General features: G+C 35.9%; 15 protein-coding genes. 10 read left to right on the top strand and 5 right to left on the bottom strand.

Going from position 1 to position 17,761, the window contains the following annotated elements; translation table 11 throughout:
* Positions 1-63: 63 nt before the first annotated feature.
* Positions 64-1,002 carry a hypothetical protein gene (locus tag SIB89_RS04455; RefSeq protein WP_412561319.1) on the bottom strand — a complete coding sequence of 313 codons (939 nt, stop codon included), beginning with the start codon at positions 1,000-1,002 and terminating at the stop codon, positions 64-66.
* A 103-nt stretch (positions 1,003-1,105) separates the two neighbouring features.
* Here SIB89_RS04455 and SIB89_RS04460 point away from each other — a divergent pair, with 103 nt between their 5' ends.
* The 10 genes from SIB89_RS04460 (at position 1,106) to SIB89_RS04505 (ending at position 14,857) form a co-directional block, all read left to right on the top strand.
* Entirely contained in the window at positions 1,106-3,313 is a 2,208-nt protein-coding gene (locus SIB89_RS04460; RefSeq protein WP_412561320.1) for a RelA/SpoT family protein, read from the top strand.
* A gap of 180 nt (positions 3,314-3,493) precedes the next feature.
* A complete protein-coding gene (locus tag SIB89_RS04465; RefSeq protein WP_155089666.1) occupies positions 3,494-3,946 on the top strand; it encodes a Fur family transcriptional regulator in 453 nt (150 codons plus the stop codon).
* Positions 3,947-3,959: 13 nt separating this feature from the next.
* A complete protein-coding gene (locus SIB89_RS04470; protein ID WP_412561321.1) occupies positions 3,960-5,240 on the top strand; it encodes an adenylosuccinate synthase in 1,281 nt (426 codons plus the stop codon).
* A gap of 82 nt (positions 5,241-5,322) precedes the next feature.
* Entirely contained in the window at positions 5,323-7,125 is a 1,803-nt protein-coding gene (locus tag SIB89_RS04475) for an OstA-like protein (protein ID WP_412561322.1), read from the top strand.
* Entirely contained in the window at positions 7,126-8,301 is a 1,176-nt protein-coding gene (locus SIB89_RS04480; RefSeq protein WP_412561323.1) for an aspartate aminotransferase family protein, read from the top strand.
* A gap of 162 nt (positions 8,302-8,463) precedes the next feature.
* On the top strand, positions 8,464-9,870 hold the full coding sequence (locus tag SIB89_RS04485; protein ID WP_412561324.1) for a tetratricopeptide repeat protein: 1,407 nt from the start codon (positions 8,464-8,466) through the stop codon (positions 9,868-9,870).
* A 74-nt stretch (positions 9,871-9,944) separates the two neighbouring features.
* Entirely contained in the window at positions 9,945-10,868 is a 924-nt protein-coding gene (locus tag SIB89_RS04490; protein ID WP_412561325.1) for a DUF368 domain-containing protein, read from the top strand.
* Positions 10,869-11,888 (top strand): DUF368 domain-containing protein, encoded by a 1,020-nt coding sequence (locus tag SIB89_RS04495; RefSeq protein ID WP_412561326.1) that lies wholly within the window; start codon positions 10,869-10,871, stop codon positions 11,886-11,888.
* Entirely contained in the window at positions 11,857-12,615 is a 759-nt protein-coding gene (locus SIB89_RS04500; RefSeq protein ID WP_412561327.1) for a shikimate dehydrogenase family protein, read from the top strand. The genes SIB89_RS04495 and SIB89_RS04500 overlap by 32 nt, the downstream gene beginning before the upstream one ends.
* Before the next feature lie 190 nt (positions 12,616-12,805).
* Positions 12,806-14,857 carry a DUF349 domain-containing protein gene (locus tag SIB89_RS04505; RefSeq protein WP_412561328.1) on the top strand — a complete coding sequence of 684 codons (2,052 nt, stop codon included), beginning with the start codon at positions 12,806-12,808 and terminating at the stop codon, positions 14,855-14,857.
* A 283-nt stretch (positions 14,858-15,140) separates the two neighbouring features.
* On the opposite strand, the gene mazG is transcribed toward SIB89_RS04505, so the two are convergent.
* Genes mazG through ruvX form a run of 4 tightly spaced genes read right to left on the bottom strand, consistent with a single transcriptional unit; the run spans position 15,141 to position 17,400 of the window.
* On the bottom strand, positions 15,141-15,914 hold the full coding sequence (gene mazG, locus SIB89_RS04510) for a nucleoside triphosphate pyrophosphohydrolase (protein WP_412561329.1): 774 nt from the start codon (positions 15,912-15,914) through the stop codon (positions 15,141-15,143).
* A gap of 2 nt (positions 15,915-15,916) precedes the next feature.
* Positions 15,917-16,345 carry a DUF5606 domain-containing protein gene (locus tag SIB89_RS04515; RefSeq protein WP_412561330.1) on the bottom strand — a complete coding sequence of 143 codons (429 nt, stop codon included), beginning with the start codon at positions 16,343-16,345 and terminating at the stop codon, positions 15,917-15,919.
* Between the two features lie 12 nt (positions 16,346-16,357).
* Positions 16,358-16,948: a peptide deformylase gene (gene def / locus SIB89_RS04520; RefSeq protein WP_412561331.1), complete on the bottom strand. Its 591-nt coding sequence runs from the start codon at positions 16,946-16,948 to the stop codon at positions 16,358-16,360.
* A gap of 38 nt (positions 16,949-16,986) precedes the next feature.
* Positions 16,987-17,400 (bottom strand): Holliday junction resolvase RuvX, encoded by a 414-nt coding sequence (gene ruvX, locus SIB89_RS04525; protein WP_412561332.1) that lies wholly within the window; start codon positions 17,398-17,400, stop codon positions 16,987-16,989.
* Positions 17,401-17,761 lie beyond the last annotated feature (361 nt).

A 17,761-nucleotide genomic window follows, 5' to 3' on the forward strand; every position in this document is an offset into this window, starting at 1 on the left:
AAATAGCATTCTAGATGAAGAATATCATCATCCTCAGACGGATGCTTAAAGTTAGTTAAATGCTTAATCAGGTATCACCTTTAGTACCTTCTTTTTATCAGAACTTTCTATAACGATAAATTGCAATTCGTTTTTAGTAAGCTCAATCGGAATAGACTCAGATTCCTGTAAATTATGCTGTTCAGAGTAAGTTTCCCTTCCAAGAATATCATAAACTTTAATAGTCACAATTTCATTCATACCCTTTACATATAATTGGCCATCAAAGTAATTGGCAGCAATAGAAGCAGATCTAACTGTACTATCACCCAAAGTTGCATTACATTCAGGAAAAGAGAGGTAACCATTAAATGTAATATTGTCAGAACCTTCTGTGCCGCTTACAATGCCGCTGCCATAACCTTCATCAGAAGAATAACCAGAACCACTAATATATACACCAACAAAGTTAAACGTATCGGTTGACGTTAATCCAATATCTGCCCAATCAAAACTAATCAGGTAAGAGATTTGTGAATTAGAGTTTAAAGTAGAATTAACTGCTGTGACAAAGTTTAACCCATTGTCACCCACAGCTCCAGAAGATGGTATAGACCATAAACCGGCAAAATCAACATTAACAGCCACAGCATAGGATGCTTCAAAACCTGATGGAAAAGTAATAACACTTCCAAAGCCCGAAACATTACTGTTCGTTATTGCAGTTCTGTGCGCATCTGCACTGTCATCAACACTTAGGTCAATACTATTACGCCCTGGTGCTCCAGTATCAATATAAAAAACCAAAATATCATTCATTTCATTGCCGGAAGTTGACATATGGAATTCCACAATACTATTTGGGTCACTGGTCAAAAAATGCCCTTCACCAACAGCACCGCCAAACCCATTATTTCCGTTGGCGTAACATGGTGGTGGCGGAACTTGGGAGTCAACCTGTGCATTTTGCGAAAACACACATACTGATGAGAATATCATCAAAGAAGTAATAATTTTTTTCATACTATGGTATTTAAACTAAAAATACATTAATTATAAATTAGATTCAAAATTATACTTTACAAAAACCATTGCTCATTAAAAACCAATTCACTACTTTAGTTCTATGACTGAAGCAGCCATAGAGAAAGAAAATAAAGCCATTGCCAAAGCTTACAAAGAGTTGCTCAAAGTAAGCTACCAGACCTTGACTCCAAAGGACAAAAAAATGATTCGTCATGCCTTTGAGGTGGCTGTTGATGCGCATAAAGATCAGCGACGCAAATCTGGTGAAGCTTATATTTTTCATCCTATAGCTGTAGCCAAAATCGTAGCCCAAGAGATTGGTTTAGATGCCACATCTATTGCTGCGGCTTTGCTTCATGATGTTGTTGAGGACAATCCTGACTATACACTCGCAGATATAGAACAATTGTTTGGCGAAACAGTAGCGAGAATTGTAGATGGTCTTACCAAAATTTCATCGCTCGATACAGAAATGGACGTTTCATTGCAAGCCGAGAACTTCCGTAAAATGCTGCTCACCCTTAATGATGATGTAAGGGTTATTATTATTAAAATCGCTGACCGTTTGCACAATATGCAAACCATGGATTCTATGCGCGCTGATAAGCAAGTAAAAATTGCTTCAGAAACTTTGTACATATATGCGCCTCTTGCTCACAGAATCGGACTTTATAATATAAAAACCGAACTCGAAGATCTTGGTCTTAAATACACTGAACCAGAAGTGTACAATGATATTGCTGAAAAAATGCAAGAGAGCAAAGAAGAACAAGATGCTTACATTAAATCATTCTCTGAGGTCATTGAAAAGTCCCTAAATAAAGAAGGACTCAACTACGAAATTAAAGGACGTCCAAAATCCATCTTCAGTATTAGAAGAAAGATGGTAAAACAAGGCGTATCTTTTGATGAAGTCTATGATAAGTTTGCGGTTAGAATCATTTATAAGTCAGATTTAGAAAACGAAAAATTTCTCGCTTGGAAGATATATTCAGTGGTCACAGATCACTTTACACCAAACCCTATTCGACTTCGCGATTGGATTTCATCTCCCAAATCTACAGGTTATGAAGCTTTACACATTACTGTTGTTGGCCCTAAAAGTCGTTGGGTAGAAGTTCAGATTCGTAGTGAGCGTATGAATGAAATTGCCGAAAAAGGCTATGCAGCACATTACAAATACAAAAATAATAATGATAAAGAAGATAATCTAGACTTATGGATTAACAGACTACAAGAAGCCTTAGAGAACAATGAGGCTGACGCTGTAGATTTTGTAGAGCAGTTTAAGCTCAATCTGTACTCTAAAGAGATTTTTGTTTTCTCACCAAAAGGAGATTTAAAATCTCTCCCAAAAGGTGCTACTCCACTCGACTTTGCTTTTAGCATTCACACTGAAGTTGGCATGAAGACACGTGGCGCAAAAGTCAATGGTAAACTAGTACCACTTAGCCAAGAATTGCAAAGTGGTGACCGTGTTGAAATCCTCACCTCTGAAAACGCTAAACCAAATGCCAACTGGTTAGATTATGCCACCACAGCTAGAGCACGAAGCAAAATAAAATCGGCATTAAATGCGCATACCAAAGAGATTGCAGAAGAAGGCAAAGAGATTCTTAGACGTAAGTTGAAACAGCTCAAAATCACCTTGAATGAAAAATCGATAAACGAGCTTGTCAACTATTTTAAATTAAAGACCTCTTTAGATTTATTTTATCGTGTTGGTATCGGCACAATAGATAATACAAAGCTAAAAGCCTTTGCTTCCTCTCGTAGCAATGCTTTTATGAGCTACATTAAAAATAAAATTCGAAAGCCAGATGTCCCAAAAGATATTGATAAAGACGAGATTACTTCTAAATACGACATGCTGGTTTTTGGCAAAGAAGAAGAGCGTCTTAATTATACGTTGGCCAACTGTTGCAATCCTATTCCTGGCGATAAAGTATTTGGTTTTGTAACTATAAATGATGGTATAAAAGTACACAAGAAGAACTGCCCAAATGCGGTGAGTTTACAATCTAATTATGCCTATAGAATAATGCCTGCAAAATGGATAGATTCTACACAGCGCACCTATACATCGCACATAAAACTTTCGGGAATAGACAATCTTGGTTTGGTTAACGATATTACGAAGCTAATCTCAGAAAATCTTCATGTGAACATGAAAAGCATCAGTTTCTCTAGTGATGATGGTATTTTTAACGGTGATATAACCGTTGAAGTAAAAAACCAGACCATGTTAAAAAACCTTATTGACAAGCTCAAAAAAATCAACGGGATTGACAAGGTGACTAGAGTTTAAAATCTAGAATCCGAAAAAATTCGTCACTTCGAGTGAAATTAAAAGAAGTGAAATTTTGCACTTCGACAAGCTCAATAGAACTATTGAGAATTTTCTTGAAAACTTGTTCATTTCTTTCGTTTTTAATGCCTAATTAAATCATTCTTATCCTATAATTTTTGTGTAAATTTGCTCTTTATTATGAATGCAACAACAGAAGAAAGTAATCAGGAAATTGTAAAGCGCGTCTTTACACAATTCCTTGAAGACAAAGGTCATAGAAAAACGCCAGAGCGTTACGCTATCCTTCAAGAAATATACGACAGTGAAGAACATTTTGATATAGAGTCGCTCTACATTAAAATGAAAAACAAAAACTATCGTGTCAGTAGAGCTACACTTTACAATACTATAGAATTGCTATTGGAATGTGCCCTGGTACGCAAACATCAGTTTGGACAAAATCAAGCGCATTACGAAAAGTCGTATTTCGATAAGCAGCACGACCATGTCATACTAACAGATACTGGTGAGGTTATAGAATTCTGTGACCCACGCATTCAATCCATTAAAAAAACCATTGAAGAGGTTTTTGACATCAACATAACTAATCATTCACTATACTTTTACGGTAACCGTAAAAAAGACGACTAACTAATTTTTTATAATGGCAGTAGATTTACTACTTGGATTACAATGGGGAGATGAAGGCAAAGGAAAAATTGTCGATGTATTTACCTCAAAATACGATATTATTGCACGCTTTCAAGGTGGGCCAAACGCAGGACACACCTTGGTTTTTAACGGTAGAAAGCATGTTTTGCATACTATTCCTTCGGGAATTTTTCATGACGACACGGTAAACCTGGTGGGTAACGGAGTGGTTATAGATCCTGTGATTTTTAAAAAGGAATTAGATAAACTCGATGAACAAAATGTCGATTATAAAAAATCTCTATGCATCTCGCGTAAAGCTCATATCATTTTACCTACGCATCGCTTATTGGATGCCGCGAGTGAAGCTTCAAAAGGGAAAGCAAAAATAGGTTCTACACTAAAAGGTATTGGTCCAACATACATGGACAAAACCGGTAGAAACGGTATTAGAGTTGGTGATATTGAATTAGCCAATTGGAAGGACAAGTACAGAGCTTTGGCTAATAAGCACGAAGCGATGATTGATTTCTACAATGTGGATATTCAGTACGATTTAAAAGAATTGGAAACTGATTTCTTTGAAGCCATTGAAACATTGAAATCTTTAAAATTCATTGATTCAGAAGAGTTTATTCATCAGGCACAGTCTTCTGGTAAATCTATATTGGCAGAAGGTGCTCAAGGTTCGCTTTTGGATATTGATTTTGGTACTTATCCTTTTGTGACTTCCTCAAATACTACCGCAGCAGGTGCATGTACTGGTTTAGGTGTAGCACCAAACCAAATTGGTGATGTCTTCGGAATTTTTAAAGCCTATACGACACGTGTTGGTTCAGGACCATTCCCAACGGAATTGTTCGATGAAGATGGAGAAACCATGGCACGTGTTGGTCATGAGTTTGGTGCAACCACAGGTCGTCCGAGACGTTGTGGCTGGTTAGATTTGGTAGCATTACGTTATGCTTGTCAAGTCAATGGAGTCACTCAATTAATCATGATGAAAGGTGATGTACTTTCTGGATTTAAAAACTTAAAGGTTTGTACGGCATACAAATACAAAGGAGAAACTATTCATCATTTGCCTTATAATATTGAAGCTGAAAATGTAACGCCAATCTATACTGAAGTCAAAGGCTGGTCAGAGGATTTAACTGGTATGACCGAAGCGTCGCAATTACCTAAAGAATTCAACGACTATGTGGAGTTTTTGGAAAATGAACTGAATATTCCAATCACCATTGTGTCAGTTGGCCCTGATCGTAAGCAGACTATCATCAGGAAAACGGTATAGTTTTTGAATTTTTAGATTCTGTTAAAAAAACTGTTAACCCATACTAAAGCAATTCCAATAAGTGTTACATTGTAAAAAACATATGGCTTTGAATAGTTTTAAGAATCTACTTTTTGCAATTCTTTTTTTTGTTTCGGTGTTTAGTTTTGCTCAAGAAAAACAAACGATTACCATAGAATATGCTGGTATTGCAGTTTCAGATCCCGAAATTGAGGATGGTGCTCTTGTTTTTCTACGTGACGAATCGCAACAGGTGCATTTCGTTCATAAAGGTGTGAATATGTGGTGCGATAAGGCCATATATTACGAAGACCAAGATTATATTGAAGCCTTTAGCAATGTTCAAATGAAACAAGGTGACTCCATCAATATGGTCGCTAAATATTTAGAATACAGTGGTAAAACACAATTAGCTTTTGCACAAGGCGATGTGGTATTAACCGAACCGCAATCTGTATTAACAACAGATAAACTCCACTACGATAGAACACGTCAACTCGCCTATTACGATACTAAAGGCAAAGTTGTTAGAGATTCCTCAGGAACGATTACAAGCCAAATTGGTCGTTACTATATGAATGCCAAGAAGTATCAATTTACACAAGATGTGGTTTTGGTTAATCCAGATTATACGTTGAATACAGAACGTCTCGATTTTTTTCCAGATAATGGTCATGCTTATTTGTTTGGACCTTCAACCATCGTTGGTGAAAATAGTAAAATATATTCTGAACGTGGTTTCTATGACACCAAAACCAATATTGGACACTTTCAACGCAATGCCAAAATTGATTACGAAAACAGAACCGTAATCGGTGACAGCCTATATTTTGATAGAAATAAAAGTTTTGCTTCTGCCACCAACAACATAAAGATCACCGACACCATAAATAACAGTGTCGTTAAAGGTCATTATGCTGAAGTTTGGCGTGATAAAGATTCCATTTTCATCACAAAACGTGCTTTGGCAATAACCGTACAAGAACGAGATTCAGTGTACCTCCATGCTGATACCTTAATGGTTACTGGCAAAGAAGAAAATCGTATTACAAGAGCCTATTATAATGCTAGGCTTTATAAAAGTGATTTGGCTGGTAAAGCGGATTCTATTCATGTTAACCATAAAACAGGGTTAACACAATTGATTAATCTCAGTCGTTTCAGTTCAACTGATGCTTTTGCCACAAAACGTAAACCTGCACTTTGGAATTTAGGCAACCAAATGACAGGTGATACTATTCACTTAATTTCTAATGTCGAAACCGAAAAACTAGATTCCCTTAAAGTATTCAACAACGCGTTTTTAGTGAGCAAGGACACTATTAGTGAAGATGGTTACAACCAGATTAAAGGTCAACGGCTTATCGGTTTGTTTAGGGACAACGAACTCTACAACGTAGACATTATTAAAAATGCCGAAACCATTCGTTATATGCGTAATGAAACCAATGAGTTAATTGGTATTCAAAAATCTAAATCCGGAAGTATAAATATTCAGATCATAGACCAAGCCATTGAAGAAGTTATTTTTAAAAATCAAATAGATGGGAATATTTTCCCTGAAGCTGACTTCCCAAGAAGCGGGAGGCGGCTCAGAGGTTTTGATTGGCGAGGTGAAGAACGGCCAATGTCAGTCGAAGATTTATTCAAGGATGATCCACCATTGGTATTGCCAAAAATTCAAGGTTTAGAGGATTATATGCCACCAGAGGATTTTATTGATGATAGTGCAGCAGAACGTATAGAGGAAGCAGGTAAAGACACACCTAACAAACCCAACAAAGCAGCGAGGAACTTACCTAAGAAAACAACCGTTATGCCTTTAAAACCAAAGGTAAAACAGGTAGAAGAATCGAAAGAAGAGAAAGAAAAAGAAGGTCAATAATTGCAAGACGATTTTTTTAAATATCAAGCACAGACCACACCACATCCTTTGGCTATGGAAGTTAGCCATGCAAAGGGTTCCTATATTTATGACAAAAACGGAAAAGCCTATCTCGATTTTGTGGCTGGAGTTTCGGCATGCGCTTTAGGGCATTCGCACCCAAAAATCTTAAATGCTGTAAAAGAACAATTAGACAAATATCTGCATGTAATGGTTTATGGAGAATACATCCAAAAACCGGCAATAGAATTAGCAAAGCTTTTAGCAAAGCATTTACCAGAACCTCTTGAAACCACCTATTTGGTCAATTCTGGTACAGAAGCAATTGAAGGCAGTATAAAATTAGCAAGACGCTATACTGGTAGAAGCGAAATCATCGCAGCAAAAAATGCCTACCACGGCAACACTATGGGTTCATTGAGTCTCATGGATTTTGAAGAACGTAAAACACCTTTTCTTCCACTTATTCCAGACGTAAAACACATAGAATTTAATTCCGAAAGCGACCTACAGCATATCACAGAACATACAGCAGCAGTTATTCTGGAAACCATACAAGGCGGAGCTGGTTTTATTGAACCTAGGAACGATTACTTAAAGAAAGTACAAGACCGTTGCAATAAAGTTGGAGCTGTTTTTATCCTCGATGAAATTCAACCAGGAATTGGCAGGACAGGTAAACTCTTTGGTTTTGAGCATTACAACTGCCAACCAGATGTCGTTGTCACAGGTAAAGGTTTGGGAGGTGGTTTGCCAATTGGAGCTTTTACAACTTCAAAAGAAATGATGTTAACCTTAAGTGATAATCCAAAGTTGGGTCATATTACTACTTTCGGAGGCAATCCTGTTATCGCAGCTGCAGCATTGGCAACTTTAAAAGAAATTACGGACTCAAACCTTCTGGAAGAGACTGTTAAAAAAGAGCAATTAATCAGAAAACACCTTCAACACAAACACATAAAAGAAATAAGAGGCAAAGGATTAATGCTGGCAGCGATTTTAGAAAATTCAGAGATAACTAATGAAGTTATTTTACGTGCTCAAGACCAAGGATTGATTTTATTTTGGCTACTTTTTGAACCCAAAGCCATCAGAATTACACCTCCTCTAACAATTTCTAATGAAGAAATCATTAAAGGTTGTAAGGTGATAACTTCTATTTTGGATTCGCTTTAATTTTATTTACACTAATTCAACAGACTGATTTACAAATACCAAAGAGCACTTTACATAAAGTATTATTTCAATGTTAATTAATTTGTTAAAAACATTACTTCAAAAATCGATGAAGTGCAAACGATAACTGTAATTTTATTTCAGTGAATCATTAAACCGCTTATGAATTACAGTCACGACGACGAAAACTTTCCGCTTACCAGATTTGAATCCATGTTAAAAACAAATGACATTTTGTTTTTTGATTCAAGTGAATTTGAAAACATCATTCACCACTATCTCGAAAATGGTAAAATTGCTTTGGCTAAACGCGCTATTAAGCTTGGTCTAGAACAGCACCCAACTTCAATCAACTTAAGATTATTTCAGGTTGAAATTTTAGTGATTGAAAATAAATTCTCTGAAGCTGATGATATTTTAGATATGCTTCATGTATTAGAGCCCACAAACGAAGAGATATTTATTCAAAAAGCTAATGTACTTTCTAAACAAGATGAGCACAAAAAAGCTATAGACACATTGCTTATCGCTATAGATATGTCCACCACTCCATCTGATGATGCAGATTTGTATGCTTTAGTTGGAATGGAATATTTATTCTTAGACCAGTTTGAAAATGCCATCATTTACTTTAAAAAGTGCTTAGAAACTGACACTTCCGATTATTCTGCACTTCATAATGTAGTGTATTGCTATGATTTTTTAGACCAAAACGAAGAAGCCATAACATATCTCAATAAGTTCTTGGATAGTCATCCATATTGTGAAGTGGCCTGGCATCAATTGGGACGCCAATACTTCACTATAAAAGACTACGCAAAAGCTAATGCTGCTTTTGATTTTGCCATTATTTCTGATGACACATTTGTAGGCGCTTATCTGGAAAAAGGTAAGGTTTTAGAAAAACTAAAGCATTACGAAGACGCTATTGAAAACTACAAAATTACATTAGCATTAGACGAGCCAACCTCGTTTGCCTTGTTGAGAATTGGTTATTGCTATGAGAAACTAGGACAAGAAGATATGGCATTACAGTTCTTTAAAAAAACTGTTGAAGAAGATGCTTTATTAGACAAAGGGTGGATAGCGATTACAAAGTTTTATATGAAGCGCTTAAACTATCAAAAAGCTTTGCATTATATCAACAAAGCTGTAAATATTGATGGAGAAAATGTGCTGTACTGGAAACTCTTTGCAACCATAAACAAGCGACTGAACTTTCTTGAAGAAGCTGAACTCGGTTACAAACGTACTTTAGAGCTTGGCAATTACGAACTGGAAACCTGGCTCGAACGATCAGATATTCTTATTGCATTAGGCGAATACGAAGCGGCAATCTACAATTTAATACAAGGAGCAGAATTCTATCCAGAAAATGCTGAGATTGAATATAGGCTTGGAGGTTTGTATTTTACCGTACACCAAACCGAAGAAGGACGTTTTCATTTAAAAAACGCCGTAACCCTAAATGCTGAATATAACTTTATCATTTCTGAGCTTTTTCCAAAGTTGAATGACAGACCTATGGTAAAGGCTATAATTTCAGAATCTAAAAAGGCTTCTAACTAATACATTTCTGCCTTAAATTTAAATCAGAATTCGTATAAAAAATCCATACCTTAGCATTTCTTATGTTTAAATAAATGCAAAGACGTTTTATAGACTATTTAATAGTATCATTTAAGGGCATTGCTATGGGAGCCGCAGACGCAGTCCCTGGAGTTTCTGGTGGTACCATCGCTTTTATTTCAGGGATTTACGAAGAGTTAATTACAACCATTAGCAACATAAAACCGTCCTTGATAACGGTTTGGAAAAACGAAGGTTTTAAAGCATTTTGGAGAGCAGCCAACGGCAGTTTCCTTTTAGCTTTATTAACAGGAATTGTTGTCAGCTTCGTGAGTTTTATGCGCCTTGCCAAGTACCTTTTAGAGCATCATCCTGTACTGATTTGGTCATTCTTTTTTGGGCTTATCCTTGCCAGTATTTATTATGTCGCCAAACAGATTACAAGATGGGGAATATTGACATTAGTTGCCATTTTAATTGGTGCATTAACAGCTTTCTATATCACTACCTTGCCTTCAATGGGAGCTTCAGACAATGGCTTCTTTCTGTTTTTTGCAGGAGCTATTGCCATTTGTGCAATGATACTTCCAGGGATTTCCGGATCTTTTATCTTGGTGATTCTTGGTGCTTACAAGACTCTAAGTGATGCTATTCACGACTTTGATTTTAAACGTATAGCCATTTTTGCCTTAGGAGCTGTTGTTGGCCTATTATCATTCAGTAGGATTTTGAAATGGCTTTTTAAGAATTACCACAATGCAACATTGGCCTTGTTATCGGGTTTTATTGTTGGGTCGCTGAACAAAGTATGGCCATGGAAGCGTGTGCTCTCTTGGAGAACGGATTCAGAAGGTCTTAAAGTTCCTTTTAAGGAAGAAAGTGTGTGGCCAACGGATTTTAGCGGAGAACCACAGGTTTTATATGCCATTATCCTAATGTTTGCTGGGTTTTTTACCATTTTGATCTTAGAGCGTCTCGGTTCAAAAAACCAAATCTAAATGCAGAGTACCAGAACATTTCCCGATAAAGTTTTTTTGGTCATTAAAGGGTTGGCTATGGGTGCTGCCAACAAAGTTCCTGGTGTTTCTGGTGGTGTGGTTGCATTTGTTGCAGGGTTTTATGAAGAGTTTATCTATTCGCTTCAACGTGTTAACAAAACCGCTTTCAAATTATTCTTTAATGGTAGGTTTAAAAGCTTTTTCCGTTACATCAACGGTAAATTTCTAGGTTTACTTTTCCTAGGAATGGTGGTCAGTTATTTTAGTGTATCTAAAATTCTCGATTACTTCATTGACAATTATGAACTCTATGTTTGGAGTACGTTCTTCGGAATGATATTAGGTTCCATTTACTATATCAGTAAGGATTTCAAAGCTTGGAACAGAACAACAATTACAGCATTGATTCTTGGAGCCGTAGTAGGAATTGGTATCAGTTTTTTAAGTCCTGCTAAGGAAAATGATAACCTTTGGTTTGTGTTTTTCTGCGGCATTATAAGTGTTTCTGGTATGACGCTTCCTGGATTTTCCGGTTCTTTCATTCTCATTTTATTAGGTAACTATGTTTTGCTTCTTGTGGATTCCGTTAATGCGCTTTACGATACCGTTACTGATGTTTTTACGGGAAATTTTGAGTTTCTAAAAAATGAAGTTAGAATGCGAATGCTAAAGGTACTTGGTGTGTTTACATTGGGTTCGGTTACTGGGCTGGTTACCTTTTCGCACCTCCTAAATTATATTTTAAAACATTATAAAAACATAACCTTAGCGACTATAGTTGGGTTTATTGTAGGTTCACTAGGCGTGGTTTGGCCATGGAAAGAAACCATTTACAAAACCTATGAAAATGGTAGTTATATTTTGGATTCCACTGGAAAACAAGTCGTTAAAAATTACCAGCGTTTTTTCCCTGAAGCCTCCACGGAAACTTATATCGCAATTGCTTATATTGCCCTAGGAATCCTCATTGTTTTGGGATTAGAATGGTATGGACAACGCACAAGAAAAATCAAAATATAAATTCGGACTCGTAGGTCGTGATATTTCCTATTCATTTTCAAGAGGTTATTTTGCCGATAAATTTGAAAATGAAAATTTACCACATACCTACGTTAATTTCGATTTACAGTCCATTGAAGAACTTGATGACATCATCAAAAACACTCCCAATTTAAAAGGCATTAATGTCACTATTCCATATAAAGAAGAAGTGATCCCAATGTTGGATGATCTCAACAAACGTGCTAGCAAAATCGGAGCAGTGAATACGATTAGAATCACACGCTATCAAAAATTAATCGGCTATAACACAGATTATTACGGGTTTAAAAATTCACTAAAACCACATTTAAAAAAACATCATAAACGCGCTTTAATTCTCGGTACAGGTGGAGCATCAAAAGCAATTGCCCACGCGCTTAAAAAACTCAAAATTCAATATGATTACGTATCGCGTTCAGAAAAAGAAGGCGTAAAATTTTTATATTCAGATTTAACTGATGGCATTATTTCTTCATATACTATAATTATCAATTGTACACCTATTGGCACGTTTCCTAACGTTAATGAATGTCCGGATATTCCATACGAAGCCATAACAGAAAAGCATATTCTCTACGATCTTATCTATAATCCTGAGCAAACTAAATTTTTGAGTTGTGGAGACATCAAAGGGGCAACAACAATTAATGGATTGGAAATGCTAAAACTACAAGCCGAAAAATCTTGGGATATCTGGAATAAATAGTGTTTAGTGTTTGTGGAAATAAAAGCTTTTTATCAATTCTAGAAGTAACTGCGTTAACGTACCCACTTCTAAACAAATAAACTTTTCATAAAGAAACATCTAAACGATTCAACGATTCAACCTCACCACGCATTTCCTTTGTAGTTCAAGGAGTTGTTAGTATCTTTAACCTCCTATAAAATATTGACACATGTCTGAGAATGATAACCTGCTAAAAGCAGATGGAAAAAACGAAGTAGAAAAAGAAGTATCTACTCCAAAAGAAGAAACCACTCCCGAGGTTGAAAACAAAACAGAAGTCACTCCTGAAAGTGAGGCTGAAACCAAAGCCGAAACTGAGAGTAAATCTACTAAAGAAACAACTTCAGAAAAAACAGCTGAAGCCGAGACAGAAGTTGAATCTGATTCTGAAACTGAATCTGAGACTGAAACTTCTAAAGACGATCAACATGTCGATGAGATCGAAGCTGAAAATGCCGAGGATGCTGAAGACGAATCTAACGTAGAACGCCATGAGGTAGAAGAAAAAGACTACCACGCCATGTCTATGCAAGATTTGGCTACGGAGTTGAACCGCCTTTTAAAGCATCATAAGATTCAGACCATATCTAAACAGGTCAATCAAATTAAGGCAGAATTCAATGCCAAATTCAGTGAACTTCTTGATCAGAAAAAAGAAGAATTTATTGAAGAGGGCGGCAATGAAATAGACTTCTATTACACCAACGATACCAAAAAACTGTTCAATCAGCTATATAAAGATTATAAGCAATCCATAAGTTCATATTACAAGGAGCGTGAGCAAAACCTTAAGCAAAATCTCGAAAACAGATTAGCAATTATCGAAGAGATAAAAGGTTTACTTTCCGTTGAGGAAAATATGGGCACGACCTATAAAACCTTTAAGGAATTACAGGAAAAATGGCGAAATGCTGGCCCAATTCCAAGAGATAAGTACAATAATGCTTGGAATACTTACCATCATCATGTAGAGCGTTTTTATGATTTCTTGCATCTCAATAACGATTTGCGAGATATGGACTTTAAGCATAACTACGAGCAAAAGCTAAAGATTATTGAGCAAGCAGAAGAATTGGCTAAAGATGATAACGTTAATCGTTCGTTTAGAGAGTTACAAGTGCTTCATAAACTCTGGAAAGAAGAATTAGGACCAGTAGCCAAAGAACATAGAGAAGAAATTTGGGAGCGCTTTAGTAAGGCGACCAAAACCATACACGACAAGCGTCAGGCTTACTATGCAGATTTAGATAAAGCATACGAGAAAAATCTTGAAAAGAAAGAAAACATCATTTCTCAAATACAAGCAATAGCAGAAGATAAAGCGAGTTCCCATGGTGCATGGCAAAAGAAGATAAAAGAAATTGAAGCACTACGTGAAGCCTTTTTTAATGCAGGTAAAGTGCCGCTTAAAGTCAATGAAGCCACTTGGGCAAAATTTAAGGATGCAGTAAGGACTTTCAATCGCGGAAAGAACAAATTCTATAAAGAGCTAAAGAAAGACCAATACGAGAATCTAAAAAAGAAGAAAGACCTTATAAAAATTGCTGAAGACAATAAGGACAGTGAGGATTTTAAGACCGTCACTCCTTTGATGAAGAAAATTCAAGCCGATTGGAAAAAAATAGGTCATGTACCAAGACGCGATAGTGATAAAATATGGAAACAGTTTAAAGCCGCTTGTAATCACTATTTTGATAGGATGCATGCTGAACGTAAAGCGGAAAACCAACATCTTTATGATGCCTTTGATAAGAAAGTAAAGCTGTTGGATGAGTTAAAAGCTATGGAACTTAGTGGCGACAATAAAGCAGATGTCGAAACTTTAAAAACCAAAATTGCAGATTGGAAAGCCATTGGCCATGTACCACAAAACAAACGCTATATCGACGGTAAGTTTTATAAAGCCATAGATGAAGCCTTTGATAAGTTAAAAATGGACAAGTCTAAACTAGAAATGGTAAAGTTTGAGAGTAAGCTCGAAAACTTGGCCAGCAATGATAACGACACAAGGCTATTGGACAATGAGCAAAACTTTATCCGTAAAAAAATCAGCGAGGTAAAGTCTGAAATCAATCAATTAGAAAACAATTTACAGTTTTTCTCTAATGTAGAATCTGATAATCCTCTAGTAAAGGATGTACATAAAAATATAGATAGACACAAAAAAGAACTGGATACTTGGAAGGCTAAATTGTCTAAATTAAAAGGAATGTATTCTTAAAAATCAAAATCCATCTGTTATTCACAGATGGATTTTGCCCTAACTAAACTAAATTAACCTTAATTACAACCGCTTAAATAATAATTAAGATCTCCTACTAAGATTATAAAAACGTTTTGCTTTTATATATTCTATTTACGTGAGAAAATTCTGTTTGGATGTTTGGTTTTTGATTTTTAGAAAATTTTAACATTTACACATACTGTTAGGCTGAGCGCTGTTGAAGCCACAATATTGTCAATTCTTCTTTAGCACTTCGACTGCACTCTGTGTGACCTATAGCTTAAATAGACTTCGCTTCTTCCCAAAAGACATCCATCTCAGAAAGCGTCATATCTTTAAGTGGTTTGTTGAGTTCCTTGGATTTACTTTCAAGATATTGAAAGCGTTTTATGAATTTTTTATTGGTACGCTCAAGGGCATTTTCGGGATTTACCTTAAGGAAACGTGCGTAATTAATCATAGAGAACAACACATCTCCAAATTCACTTTCAATGGCGTCTTGGTTGCCTTTAGTGATTTCAGATTTTAGCTCTGCTAACTCCTCCTCTACTTTTTCAAAAACTTGTTCTGGTTGTTCCCAGTCAAATCCTACTCCAGCGACTTTATCTTGTATGCGATTGGCTTTTACCATAGCTGGTAAACTTTTTGGCACACCTTCTAAAACACTTTTTTTGCCTTCTTTGAGTTTTAGTTGCTCCCAGTTGCGTTTTACGTCGTCTTCATTATCAACTTTCACGTCTCCGTAAATGTGAGGGTGACGTTCCACCAACTTATCACAAATGCTATGGCAAACATCTGCAATATCAAAAGCATTGGTTTCACTTCCTATTTTAGAATAGAAAACAATATGCAATAACACATCACCTAATTCCCCTTTTACCTCATCCAAATCCTTATCGAGAATGGCATCACCAAGTTCGTAAACTTCTTCAATGGTAAGATGACGAAGCGATTCCATCGTTTGCTTTTTATCCCATGGACATTGCTCTCGCAACTCGTCCATAATAATCAACAAACGCTCAAAGGCTTTGAGTTGGGTGGTTTTATCGGACATATTTATTCTTCTTCGTCAGAAGAGTTTACATCATCTTCAGCATCAAGTGTACCAAGAAGATTGTTCTTTTGTAGTAAGTTATACCACTGAATCACTTTTTTGATATCTGAAGCATAGACACGGTCTTCATCATAATCTGGCAATACATCAAAGAAATATTCTTCTAAAACCAGCTTACCATCTTTATGACTAATTGATGTTGGCCCACCATTTTCCTTGTCCTTTATTTTCTTGAGAACTTCTCTTAAAGGTACTTCTTCAGTTAGGGTATAAATAGCTATTTCACTTAAAATACTGATATTGCTATGAGCTCCAACAGTAATTCGTTTTTTGTCTATTAACGATTGAACAACGGCACCTGTTCTGGTTTGTGTTACAATTTCGAAAAGTCCTGGCTTCCCAGAAATTGATAAAATTTTATCTAAACTCATATATATCTTTTATTAACGCTTTCTGCTCATTGCAGGAAAACGCATTTTGTAATCTATCTTAATTTTTCCTTTTGAAATATTGGTCAATTTCCCTTTTATCAAACGTTTTTTAAAGGATGATAATTTGTCAGTGAATAAAACACCTTCAATATGGTCATACTCATGCTGAATAACCCTGGCTATTAACCCATCGTACTCTTCAACATGGGTTTCAAAATTTTCATCTTGGTATTGAATTTTGATTTTTGGTTGTCTAAAGACATCTTCCCTTACATCTGGGATACTCAAACAGCCTTCATTAAAAGCCCATTCATCACCTTCTTCTTCTATAATTTGAGCATTAATAAATGTTTTTTTGAAGACTTTCATTTGTGCTCTTTCCTCATCAGTAAGATCTTCATCTTCCGAAAAAGGTTCTGTGTCCACTAAAAACAAACGAATAGGCAAACCAACCTGTGGTGCAGCCAATCCTACTCCGTAAGCTCCGTACATAGTCTCGTACATATTCTCTATTAGCTCAGTTAGTTTTGGGTAATCCTTATCGATTTCTTTTGCCTTCTTCTTAAGCACAGGATCTCCGTAGGCTACAATTGGTAAAATCATATTCTGTTTGTTTTCGGGTGCAAAAGTACAATTCTTATTTAAGAATTTGAAGCCAAATAACTTTGTAGAATCAATGTTGCGCTAATTTCGTCAATTAATGCTTTATTACGTCGCTGTTTTTTCTTCAACCCACTATCAATCATAGTTTGGAATGCCATTTTAGAAGTAAAACGTTCATCAACGCGTTCCACAGGAATATCTGGAATTGCCTTAACCAGTTTTTCCAAAAATTTCTGAATATATACTTCGCTCTCAGAAGCAGTATTATCCATTTGTTTTGGCTCACCAACAACAAATTTTTCCACGTTTTCTGTTGCTATATAATCTTTCAAGAACGTAAGTAAATCTTTGGTATCAACAGTTGTGAGACCAGATGCAATAATCTGCATATCGTCCGTAACAGCCAAACCCGTTCGTTTGGTTCCGTAATCTATGGCTAAAATTCTTCCCATGGTTTGCAAAGATAATATATAAAAAAACGCCTCTTAACAAAAAGAAACGTTTTTAATTAGCTATTAATTAAGTCGTTGATTTTATTACCCTCTACAGTCAAATCACGTTAATTATTTATAAGACACAATATTTTAAGCTAGGTCACATTCAAAGAAATTCCTTGTTCTAAAAAAACAAGAAACTCTCAAGCTTCTAATCATGATATCCCTCTGTAAAAGCGGGATTAATTCAACTAACTATATTGAATTTTTTGCTTCGCAACTATTCAAGTTAGAGTTTCATTAAAAAGAAAACTCCTCAAGTTATGGGGAGAGGAGTTTTCAAAATTAGCTATTAATTAAATTCTCAGATCAACTTATC

It is taken from the genome of Winogradskyella sp. MIT101101, assembly GCF_047126865.1.
In the GTDB taxonomy this organism is placed as follows: Bacteria; Bacteroidota; Bacteroidia; order Flavobacteriales; family Flavobacteriaceae; genus Winogradskyella; species Winogradskyella ouciana.

Excerpts from the sequence above, each read along its gene's own strand:
- SIB89_RS04455 (WP_412561319.1), bottom strand. The coding sequence starts at position 1,002 with ATGAAAAAAATTATTACTTCTTTGATGATATTCTCATCAGTATGTGTG.
- SIB89_RS04475 (WP_412561322.1), top strand. The coding sequence starts at position 5,323 with ATGGCTTTGAATAGTTTTAAGAATCTACTTTTTGCAATTCTTTTTTTT.
- mazG (WP_412561329.1), bottom strand. The coding sequence starts at position 15,914 with ATGTCCGATAAAACCACCCAACTCAAAGCCTTTGAGCGTTTGTTGATT.
- def (WP_412561331.1), bottom strand. The coding sequence starts at position 16,948 with ATGATTTTACCAATTGTAGCCTACGGAGATCCTGTGCTTAAGAAGAAG.
- SIB89_RS04515 (WP_412561330.1), bottom strand. The coding sequence starts at position 16,345 with ATGAGTTTAGATAAAATTTTATCAATTTCTGGGAAGCCAGGACTTTTC.
- ruvX (WP_412561332.1), bottom strand. The coding sequence starts at position 17,400 with ATGGGAAGAATTTTAGCCATAGATTACGGAACCAAACGAACGGGTTTG.
- SIB89_RS04460 (WP_412561320.1), top strand. The coding sequence starts at position 1,106 with ATGACTGAAGCAGCCATAGAGAAAGAAAATAAAGCCATTGCCAAAGCT.
- SIB89_RS04485 (WP_412561324.1), top strand. The coding sequence starts at position 8,464 with ATGAATTACAGTCACGACGACGAAAACTTTCCGCTTACCAGATTTGAA.
- SIB89_RS04495 (WP_412561326.1), top strand. The coding sequence starts at position 10,869 with ATGCAGAGTACCAGAACATTTCCCGATAAAGTTTTTTTGGTCATTAAA.
- SIB89_RS04490 (WP_412561325.1), top strand. The coding sequence starts at position 9,945 with ATGCAAAGACGTTTTATAGACTATTTAATAGTATCATTTAAGGGCATT.
- SIB89_RS04465 (WP_155089666.1), top strand. The coding sequence starts at position 3,494 with ATGAATGCAACAACAGAAGAAAGTAATCAGGAAATTGTAAAGCGCGTC.
- SIB89_RS04500 (WP_412561327.1), top strand. The coding sequence starts at position 11,857 with ATGGACAACGCACAAGAAAAATCAAAATATAAATTCGGACTCGTAGGT.
- SIB89_RS04505 (WP_412561328.1), top strand. The coding sequence starts at position 12,806 with ATGTCTGAGAATGATAACCTGCTAAAAGCAGATGGAAAAAACGAAGTA.
- SIB89_RS04470 (WP_412561321.1), top strand. The coding sequence starts at position 3,960 with ATGGCAGTAGATTTACTACTTGGATTACAATGGGGAGATGAAGGCAAA.